Origin of the sequence: Saccharopolyspora sp. 6M (assembly GCF_020176775.1) — a bacterium.
Taxonomy (GTDB): Bacteria; Actinomycetota; Actinomycetes; order Mycobacteriales; family Pseudonocardiaceae; genus Saccharopolyspora_C; species Saccharopolyspora_C gregorii.
Map to the genome: position 1 here is coordinate 1 of NZ_JAIUJZ010000270.1, position 8,988 is coordinate 8,988.

Genomic DNA, 8,988 nt, shown 5'->3' on the forward strand with positions numbered 1-8,988 from the left:
ACCCCATCCCCCGCCAGGAGACGGCGGCCGACCGCGCCGACGAGCCCGTCCCGGACCAGCCCGCGCACGGTGGCGAACTCGGCGTCACCGTCTCGACGCTGCCGACGGCGCTGTTCGCCGAGCAGTACGAGGCGAAGTTCCGCCGCACCCGCGACCGCATCGACCGGCTCCGCACCCAGCTCCACGACCACAACTGACCCGACGAGCAGCGGGGGGGGGGGGGGGGGGGGGGGGGGGGCGGGGCCCCGGCCCCCCCCCCGCTTCTTCGTGCGCGCCACTCCGGGAGACTGCCGACCGGAGCAGGACCCTGCGGCCGAACGCGCCCCCGCGCGGCCGCCCCGGATGCCTCCGAGCGGGACCCACCGCGCCGGGTTGTTAGGTTCGGCGCCTACCGCGCCCAGCCGCGAACCCGAACGGTGGAGAACCCAGTGTCGAGTCCCGCAACGCACCCCACGCTGTACCTGGTCGCCACGACCGGGAACCCGAACTACGGCGACGAGCTGATCGCCGCGACCTGGCTGAAGTACCTGGCCAGAGTCGCCCCCGACAGCGAGGTGTGGCTCGACTGCCCCAACCCCGGCCCCAGCGAGGTGCTGCTCGGCCACCTGCACCCGCACGTCCGGTTCACCGACACGCTGTGGCGGCTGTGCTGGTCGGCGCCCTCCGACGAGCCGTGGGAGGTGGCGTCGTTCGTGCAGCACGCCATGATCAACCCGGGGTTGGCGCCGCACTGGCTGGCCGGGATCGAGCTCGCCGCGCGCGCCGACCTGGTGCACATCATCGGCGGCGGGTTCATCAACTCGATCTGGCCGCGGCACTACGGGCTGCTGGCGGGCGCGGTCGCCGCGGTGCGCCGCTCCGGCGGGCGGGCCGTGATGACCGGGCAGGGCCTGTGGCCGACGCCGGAGGAGGCGCGCCCGCTGGTGCGCAACCTCGCCTCGCAGTTCGAGCTGATCGACGTGCGCGACGAGCCGTCGGCCGAGCTGCTCGACTCCGCGGGCCAGCTCACCGCCACCGGCGACGACATGTTCTTCGGCATCGCCCCGGAGCTGTACCGCACCGACGACCTGCGGGACGTGATGATCTGCCTGCAGTCGGACCTGCTGGACGTCACGGTGCCCGCGCTGGCCGGGTTCCTGCTCGACACGCTGCGCGCCTGGGACGTGCGGCCCGAGCAGGTCGGCGTCATCGAAGGCATCCCGCGGGTGGACCGCGAGGTGTTCGCCCTCGTCGAGCACGACCTGCCCGGCGCCCGCTTCTACCCGTTCTCCGAGATCATGGACCACGGGCTGCCCGCCGCCGCCGGCCAGCGCTGGCTGTCGACCCGGTTCCACATGCACCTGATGGCCGCGGCCGCCGGGGCGCACGGCGTCGCCGTGTCGATCAACTCCGGGTACTACACGAACAAGCACCGGTCGCTGATCCAGCGCGGCTCCGGCTGGGGCCTCAGCGAGGGCCTCCAGGTGCCGCCGCAGCCGCGGGAAGGCGGCTACGAGCGGTCGACGCTGGACGCGCTGCAGGAGGCCAAGTCGAAGCTCGCCTGGTCCATCTACGGGGACTGAGCCGCCGGGCCGGGCGGCGGCGCGCTCAGGCCGCCGCCTGCCCGGTCTCGCAGGTGCCCTCGGCTCGGGGCCGCAGCACGTGGATGTCCGCGGACGATTTTTCAGGCTCCGTTTCCGCCTGGGCGGACTCGGCGTCCGCCCGGCGGTCGGCGATGTAGAAGGGGGCTGCGGCCAGCACCGGCACCAGCATCCCCGCCAGCATGATCAGAATTGAAGTCCCCGTACTCAAGGCCACCGAACCCCGCGCGGTGGGAGGCGGACCTCCCACGACCGAACACGCCGAACGAACGTGTCGTGAGCCTCATCGTCGTGGCTGAGGGTGTTCGTTAACACCGCTCGAAAGTGCTCCTGATCACGCTTCCCGCGAGCGCCCGCACCGCGGCTGACCACCCGCGTCACCGCCCCCGCCGCGCCGCAGGGCACGTCGCGGAGGGTGATCGGGTCCGGGTATTCGCCGCAGCGCGGAAACCGTGCCGCCGCAACGACTTCTCACGCCGGGAGCCACTGCGCCGTCGGCCACCGCTCCAGGCGCCACGCGCCGTCCCAGAACATCCACTCGTACTCGGTGGCACGCGCGAACGCGGCCAGCATCCGCTCCCGCACCGGCTCGTCGGCGGCCGCGGCCGCCCGGTCGGTGAGCTCGCGGGCCGCCAGCACCGCTTCGGCGAACTCCTCGTCGGCGTAGGTCTCGATCCACCGCCGGTACGGGTGCGCCGACACGTCGCCGACGGCGGCGAGGATCTCACTGCCCACGTGCTGGTACACCCAGAAGCACGGCAGCACCGCCGCCAGCAGCACCGGGTAGGGGTCGACCAGCGCGCTCGCCCGCAGGAACGAGGTGTAGGCGGTGCACGACGGCGAGGTCGCCACCCCCGCCAGGTCGTCCGCGGAGAGCCCGAACTCCTCGACGTAGCCCGCGTGCAACCGGCGCTCCTCCACCAGCGCGCCCCGCGCGGCCCCCGCGAGGAACGCCGCGTCCGCCGGATCCTCGGACCGGGTCGCGGCCGCCGACAGCGCCTGCGCGAACGCGATCAGGTAGCGGGCGTCCTGCACGAAATAGAACGCGAACCGCTCCCGGTCGAGGGTGCCGTCGGTGAGCGCCGCGTTGAACGGGTGCGCCACCACGGCCCGCTGCAGCTCGGCGGTGCGTTCCCAGGCGCGGGCGCAGAAACCGCCCGCGGGCGGATCGGGCAACCTGCTCATGACCTTCGTCCTTCCGATCTCACCACCAGCGGTGGAAGTGGTGCACGGGCCCGTGCCCGCGGCCCACGTCGAGGCGCTCCGCGGCCCGCAGCGCCCCGGTCAGGTAGTCCTTGCCGTCCCGCACGGCGGTCGCCCAGTCGGGCCTGCGGGGACGCAGCGCCGCGATCGCCGCGGACAGCGTGCAGCCGGTGCCGTGGTCGTTCGCGGTGTCGATCCGCTCGCTGCGCAGCCACCGCACCTCGCCGTCGCCGCGGAACAGGTCGGCGCTGGCGGGTTCCGCGCGCAGGTGCCCGCCCTTGAGCAGCACCTGCTTCGCGCCCAGGTCGGCGAGCCGCTGCGCCTGCGCGGCCATCTCGGCCAAGCCGGTGATCTCCGGCTCGCCCAGCAGGTCCGCCGCTTCCGGCAGGTTCGGGGTGATCAGGTCGACGCGCGGCAGCAGCTCGTCGCGCAGCACCGCGACCGCTTCGTCGGCGAGCAGCCGGTGGCCGCTCTTCGCGACCATCACCGGGTCCAGCACCACGTGCGGCGGGGCGTAGCGGTCCAGCACGGCGACGACCGCGCGGATCACCTCGGCGTTCGCCAGCATCCCGATCTTCACCGCGTCCACCCGGACGTCGTCGAGCAGCGTCGTGAGCTGGGCGGTGACGAACTCCGGCGGTACCTCGCGGACCTCGGCGACACCGGTGGTGGTCTGCGCGACCAGCGCGGTCACCGCGGACATGCCGTAGGCGCCGTTCGCGGAGAAGGCCTTCAGGTCCGCTTGGATGCCGGCTCCGCCGCTGGGATCGGTCCCCGCGATCGAGAGCACGTTCGGGACCCGGTCGGATCCGGGCAGGGCAGCACGAGTGGTCACGTCGGTGACGTCCCTCCGCTAGCACGAACTAGGTCAGGTTCGACGGGTCTGCTCTCAGCCCGGCCGTCCGGGCACCCCGCGTCACTGGCCCCAACCTAGCAACGGGCGTCAAGCTGCGGACTCACTCGACGAGGCCGATGATCGCGCCCGCGGTGAACCGCTCCCCCGCCCTGCCCTGCCGCCACAGCGTTCCGCTCGCCGGGGCGCGCACCGTGCGCGGGGCGCCGTCGGTCACCACCTCGGTCACCGGGGCTCCGCTGCGCACCCGGGCGCCGTCGGGGACCAGCCAGCGGGCGAGGGAACCGGGCTCCCGCGGATCGTCGTGCGGACGCGGGAAGTGCAGGTCCGTCACGGGGTGCGCCTCCGGGTTCCGCTCGCTCGACGCGCCCAGCATGGGCGGTGATCCTTCTCACCACAAGCGGGTTCCGCGCCCGGCGCCCTGGTTCGAGCGGCCCAGCACCGGGTCAGCGGCGAGTCGAGACCGCTCCGCCGAACAGCCGCTCTCACACGATCGGAGCAGCGCAGCCGCCGGTCGCCCCCGCCACGCGAATGCAACGTGCGCGCTGATCGTTCCGTCTAGAGTTCGAGATCCGGCCAGTGGACCGAAGCCGGACGAACTGCGCGCCCGCGGGTCGTCCTGACAGGTATGGGGGTGGGACGGCAATGTTCCCCGATCAAGAGCACGTGTGGTGGATCGTCGGAGCGGGCAAGCGGGTCCGGCACGCGATCACGGTGCGCCCGGGCGCCAGACCGGCCGGTGATCCGGTGCAGACCCTGTGCGATGCGACGATCAAGCTCCCGCACGAGACGTGGCCCGCCACCAAGGAACCGTCGAGCCGCCGCATCACGGAGCGTTGCGCGGAGTGCGAGCAGGCGGTCGACGAACAGCTCGCGCGTGACGGCGATCTCGTGGTCACCACCTGGGACGCCTAGGGCGAGGGAAGTCACACCGCTCAGGGCTGATCGCCTAGTGAGGCGACCCTGCGTGGCGGATTAAAGTTGACGCAATGGACACCACTGCCGACGCCCCCCAGACCGCCCGTTCCCGCCGCTCCGCCCGGCCGGATCCGGCGGAGGTATGGGCTCCGCTGGCCGGTCTCGCCGACGCCGCAGCGCAGGGCGGGACGTCCGGAGCCGTCGCCATCACCCGCGGGTTCGACCGCAACAGCAGGCTGCGCGCCAAGGCGCTGCGCGACCTGCTGGAGGAGCGCGGGGTGGCGGCCATCGAGATCACCCCGGCCGTGGGCAGCGAGCGGCTGCTCGCGGACAGCGAGATCACGTCGGTGGTGAACCTGATCGGCGCCGGTTCCTGGCAGCCGTACCGGCTGGCCGCGAAGCTGCGCGCCCCGCTGCTGGCGGTGCGCGGCGACGAGGAGGCCGGGCAGGACTCGCGGGACGTCATCGGCGTCACCGCCGCCGAGGACCGGCGCGACGTCGCCCTCTCGCACGTGGCGGTGCGCCCGGAGACCGAGGGCCAGGGCAGCCTGATCGTCACCGCCGACGGCGAGCCGATCTCGGTGCCCGGCGGTTCCGCGGTGGTCACCCTGCGGGAGCAGCGGCTGGAGGTCCGGCTCGCGGGCCCGGACTTCGCCGAGCAGACCTTCGCCGCCACCGAAGTGCGGGTGGAGACGGCTGACGCGCCGCACCGCCTGGTGCGCGACGAGCTGCCCATCGCCGACTTCGAGGGCGCGCTGACGTTCACCGCCGAGCCGGGCGCGCTGACGGTCCGCCCGGTCTGACCTGCCGCTTCCTCGCGCGGCCCCGGCGTCCGGGGCCGCGGGGAAGCGATGTCACAGCACCCGGTTCAGCAGCGCGACCAACGCCGCCAGCACCACGCCGACCAGCGCCAGCGCGAGCGGGGCGAGCGTGCCGGGGAACAGCGCGTTGGCGATCGTCCAGCCGAGCACGAACAGCGCCACCAGGCCCAGCAGCCCGATCATCGCGGTCATCAGCGGCCGGTGCCGCGGCAGCGCCCGCAGGTTCCCGCGGGCGACCGGCGTCATCCGCTGGAACGTGATCCACACCGGTAGCGCCACGAGCGCCACGACGAGCACGCCGAACAGCGAGTCGGCCCGGCTCGGCTCGTGCCCGAGGCCGAGCAGCAGGCCCAGCACGCCGACCGCGAGGACCAGCAGCACGCGGTGCAGGGTGCGCCACAGCATCCCGTCGTATCCAGCCATGATCGCAGTCTCCCAGCAGCGCTCACCCGGTGGTGGAACCCCGCGGGCACGAGCCGGTGGAATTCCAAGATTAATCAGGCGAACACCCGTCACGTCCGTGATCCTGAGTCGTCTTACCAGTGGAGGACGCACCGGACGAGCGTTCCCCCAGGGAGGGAGGCCACGTGGCTGACGACGAGAAGTGGCAGGTGAGCTGCCGCGATGTGGCGGGCAGGCGGCGGAACATGGCGGTGTACGTGAACCAGGGCAACGTCGTGGTCGTCGCTCCGCCCGGGGAGACGGCGGTGCTGGCACCATTGGAGGCGGGTCGCCTGCGGGCCGCGATCCGGGAGGCCGTGGTGGCCGCGGCGGCACCGGAACACACCATTTCGGACCGGTGAACCCTTCCCCCGCGTCGCCCCCCGAGGCATTATCTACCGATGAGTAGCTAAATCGGAGGAGACGCGTGGCGATGTGGCGACGGCCGGCGGGACGGACACGAGGCGAAGCGGCGAAGGCGGCCGTCCAGGCCGGGGCGGACCGGCTGGCCCCGACGCTGCAGACGCTGTGGCTGCTGATCAGGCAGGGCGTCGTCCGCCCGATGCGCCCGGACAAGCTGCTGCGCATCGTCTTCGCCTGGCGGCGCTGGGGCGTCACCCCCGCGCTCGGCTACGCCGTCGCCGCGATCCGGCATCCCGACCGGCCCGCCGTGATCGACGAGCGCGGCGCGCTGAGCTTCCTCGAACTGGAGCAGCGCACCACCCGCCTCGCCCGCGGGCTGCGCGCCCGCGGCATCCGGGACACCAGCCGGGTCGCGGTGCTGTGCCGCAACCACCACGGGCTCGTCGAGACCATCGTGGCCTGCGGCAAGATCGGCTCCGACGTGGTGCTGCTCAACACCGGCCTGCGCCCGCACCAGATGCGCACCGTGCTCGACGAGCAGCGGGCCGACCTGCTGATCGCCGACGTCGAATTCGTCGAGGCGCTGCCCGACCTGGAACTGGACGTGGTGCTCGCCTGGACCGAGGGCACCACTCGCAAGGCCACCCTGGAGCACCTCATCGGCAGCTCCGCCACCGGCACCCTCCCGCGCCGTCCCCGGCACGCGCGGGTCATCGTGCTCACCTCCGGCACCACCGGCACGCCGAAGGGCGCCCGCAGGCCCGCGCCGCCCGGGGTCGGGCCCGCCGCCACGATCATGTCGCGGATGCCGCTGCGCGCCGGTGAGCGGATCATGCTGGCGGCGCCGATCTTCCACACCTGGGGGCTCGCCGCGTTCCAGCTCGGCTCGGCCATCGGCGCCACCCTCGTGCTGCGCCGCAAGTTCGAACCGCAGCAGGCGCTCGCCGCCGTGCAGCGGCACCGCGCCACCGCGCTGTTCGTGGTTCCGGTGATGCTGCAGCGCATCCTGGACCTGCCGCGGGAGGCGATCGAGCCCTACGACACCTCCTCGCTGCGGATCGTGGCCGCCAGCGGTTCGGCGCTGCCCGCCGACCTCGCCACCCGGTTCCAGCGGGTGTTCGGCGAGGTCCTCTACAACTTCTACGGCTCCACCGAAGCGTCCTGGGTGAGCATCGCCACCCCGCGCGAACTCGCCGAAGCGCCCGGCACAGCGGGCCGCCCGCCGCGCGGCACCAGCGTGAAGATCCTCGACGAGCGGGGCGCGCAGGTGCCCGACGGCGAGACCGGGCGGATCTTCGTGCGCAACGACATGCTCTTCGAGGGCTACACCGGCGGCGGCGGCAAGGAGGTCCGGGACGGCATGCTCGCCACCGGTGACCTGGGCCGCATCGACGAGGCCGGCCGGCTGCAGGTGGTGGGGCGCGAGGACGACATGATCGTCTCGGGCGGCGAGAACGTGTACCCGAAGGAGACCGAGGACGCGATCGCCACCCTGCCGGAGGTCTCCGAGGTCGCCGTGATCGGCGTGGACGACGCCGAGTTCGGCCAGCGCCTCGCCGCGTACGTGGTGCTCGTCGACGGCGCCGAGCTGGACGCCGAGGCCGTGCGGGAACGGGTCCGGCCCGCGCTGCCCGGTTTCGCGCTGCCCCGCGACGTCGTCTTCCTGCCGGAACTGCCGCGCAACGCCACCGGCAAGGTCGTGCCCGCGCGGCTGCGCGAGGGTTCCGCCGATACCGAACGGTGATCTCCGCGGCGCCGGTGCGATCCCGGCGCCCGGTCGCACCGCGTTAGGCTCGGTGAGGTGAACGACCGTCTAGTGTGGATCGACTGTGAAATGACCGGTCTCGACCTGGGTTCGGACGCCCTGATCGAGATCGCCGCCCTGGTCACCGATGCCGACCTCAACATCCTCGGCGAGGGCGTGGACATCGTGATCCACGCCCCGGACGAGGCGCTGTCGGCGATGCCCGACGTGGTGCGGGAGATGCACGCGCGTTCCGGGCTGACCGAGGAGGTGCGGCGCTCCGCGGTCACCACGGCCGAGGCCGAACAACGCGTCCTGGACTACATCCGCGAGCACGTGCCGGACACCGTCTCGGCACCGCTGGCGGGCAACTCCATCGCCACCGACCGCGGGTTCATCGCCCGCGACATGCCCGCGCTGGACGCGCACCTGCACTACCGCATGGTGGACGTGTCCTCCATCAAGGAGCTGTGCAGGCGCTGGTTCCCGCGGATCTACTACGCGCAGCCGGAGAAGGGCCTCGCGCACCGCGCGCTCGCCGACGTGCGGGAGTCCATCAGGGAACTCGCGTACTACCGCCGGACGGCGTTCGTGGCCGAGCCGGGACCGACCACCGAGCAGGCCCAGGCCGTCGCCGCGGACCTGCTGGACGGGCGCGGCCCCGCGGGCACCGGCCGCAGCCCCGACCAGCGGTGATGCGCGGCCGGGAGCCCGGTCGCAGCCCGCTCCGCAGCGCACGCTAGGATATTCGTGTTGCTCCGGAAAGCCGAGAACACCGGCTGGCCGGAAGCTGCGGTGGGTGTAGCTCAGTAGGTAGAGCACTGGGTTGTGGTCCCAGGAGTCGCGGGTTCGAATCCCGTCACTCACCCCGCGGGAAAAGGGCCCCCCCCGGGGGGGGGGGGGGCCGGGGGGGGGGGGGGCGCCCCCCCCCCCCCCCGCCCCCCCCCCCCCCCCCCCCCCCCCCCCCCCCCCCCCGGGGCGGGCCCCCGACGACGCCGACGTACCCGCCGTCCTCGTCGACGACGACGCCGAGCCCGGACGGCGCGGACAGCGCCGCGTCCAGCG

Annotated in this window: 11 protein-coding genes, 1 tRNA gene, 1 pseudogene and 1 riboswitch; of the genes and pseudogenes, 8 read left to right on the forward strand and 5 right to left on the reverse strand. The window is 73.3% G+C overall.

Annotation, left to right across the window (positions count from 1 at the left end; translation table 11 throughout):
- Both LCD31_RS27045 and LCD31_RS27050 read left to right on the forward strand, forming a co-directional pair.
- Nucleotides 1-197: pseudogene (locus LCD31_RS27045) on the forward strand (hypothetical protein); the annotation flags it as partial.
- Between the two features lie 231 nt (nt 198-428).
- Entirely contained in the window at nt 429-1,562 is a 1,134-nt protein-coding gene (locus LCD31_RS27050; RefSeq protein ID WP_224962701.1) for a polysaccharide pyruvyl transferase family protein, read from the forward strand.
- 25 nt (nt 1,563-1,587) lie between these two features.
- On the opposite strand, the gene LCD31_RS27055 is transcribed toward LCD31_RS27050, so the two are convergent.
- From LCD31_RS27055 to LCD31_RS27070, 4 genes are all read right to left on the reverse strand, one after another.
- Nucleotides 1,588-1,797, reverse strand: a complete 210-nt coding sequence (locus LCD31_RS27055; RefSeq protein ID WP_224962703.1) for a hypothetical protein — start codon at nt 1,795-1,797, stop codon at nt 1,588-1,590.
- Between the two features lie 254 nt (nt 1,798-2,051).
- The gene (locus tag LCD31_RS27060; RefSeq protein ID WP_224962706.1) at nt 2,052-2,765 is read right to left on the reverse strand and encodes a TenA family protein; all 714 of its coding nucleotides are present in this window, start codon (nt 2,763-2,765) and stop codon (nt 2,052-2,054) included.
- 19 nt (nt 2,766-2,784) lie between these two features.
- Nucleotides 2,785-3,618 carry a bifunctional hydroxymethylpyrimidine kinase/phosphomethylpyrimidine kinase gene (gene thiD, locus LCD31_RS27065; protein ID WP_224962708.1) on the reverse strand — a complete coding sequence of 278 codons (834 nt, stop codon included), beginning with the start codon at nt 3,616-3,618 and terminating at the stop codon, nt 2,785-2,787.
- Nucleotides 3,612-3,707, reverse strand: a riboswitch (TPP riboswitch). Its footprint overlaps the gene before it by 7 nt.
- 32 nt (nt 3,708-3,739) lie before the next feature.
- On the reverse strand, nt 3,740-4,012 hold the full coding sequence (locus tag LCD31_RS27070; protein WP_224962710.1) for a hypothetical protein: 273 nt from the start codon (nt 4,010-4,012) through the stop codon (nt 3,740-3,742).
- 269 nt (nt 4,013-4,281) lie between these two features.
- Here LCD31_RS27070 and LCD31_RS27075 point away from each other — a divergent pair, with 269 nt between their 5' ends.
- Nucleotides 4,282-4,551, forward strand: a complete 270-nt coding sequence (locus LCD31_RS27075) for a hypothetical protein (RefSeq protein WP_224962712.1) — start codon at nt 4,282-4,284, stop codon at nt 4,549-4,551.
- A 74-nt stretch (nt 4,552-4,625) separates the two neighbouring features.
- Nucleotides 4,626-5,357 carry a hypothetical protein gene (locus LCD31_RS27080; RefSeq protein ID WP_224962714.1) on the forward strand — a complete coding sequence of 244 codons (732 nt, stop codon included), beginning with the start codon at nt 4,626-4,628 and terminating at the stop codon, nt 5,355-5,357.
- Nucleotides 5,358-5,408: 51 nt separating this feature from the next.
- On the opposite strand, the gene LCD31_RS27085 is transcribed toward LCD31_RS27080, so the two are convergent.
- The gene (locus tag LCD31_RS27085) at nt 5,409-5,798 is read right to left on the reverse strand and encodes a hypothetical protein (RefSeq protein WP_224962716.1); all 390 of its coding nucleotides are present in this window, start codon (nt 5,796-5,798) and stop codon (nt 5,409-5,411) included.
- Between the two features lie 164 nt (nt 5,799-5,962).
- Here LCD31_RS27085 and LCD31_RS27090 point away from each other — a divergent pair, with 164 nt between their 5' ends.
- From LCD31_RS27090 to LCD31_RS27105, 4 genes are all read left to right on the forward strand, one after another.
- Nucleotides 5,963-6,178, forward strand: a complete 216-nt coding sequence (locus tag LCD31_RS27090; protein ID WP_224962718.1) for a hypothetical protein — start codon at nt 5,963-5,965, stop codon at nt 6,176-6,178.
- 71 nt (nt 6,179-6,249) lie between these two features.
- Entirely contained in the window at nt 6,250-7,923 is a 1,674-nt protein-coding gene (locus LCD31_RS27095) for an AMP-binding protein (protein WP_224962720.1), read from the forward strand.
- Nucleotides 7,924-7,980: 57 nt separating this feature from the next.
- Nucleotides 7,981-8,619, forward strand: coding sequence for an oligoribonuclease (orn, locus tag LCD31_RS27100; protein ID WP_224962722.1), 639 nt, complete (start codon nt 7,981-7,983; stop codon nt 8,617-8,619).
- Between the two features lie 99 nt (nt 8,620-8,718).
- Nucleotides 8,719-8,791: transfer RNA gene (locus LCD31_RS27105), tRNA-His, on the forward strand.
- Nucleotides 8,792-8,988 lie beyond the last annotated feature (197 nt).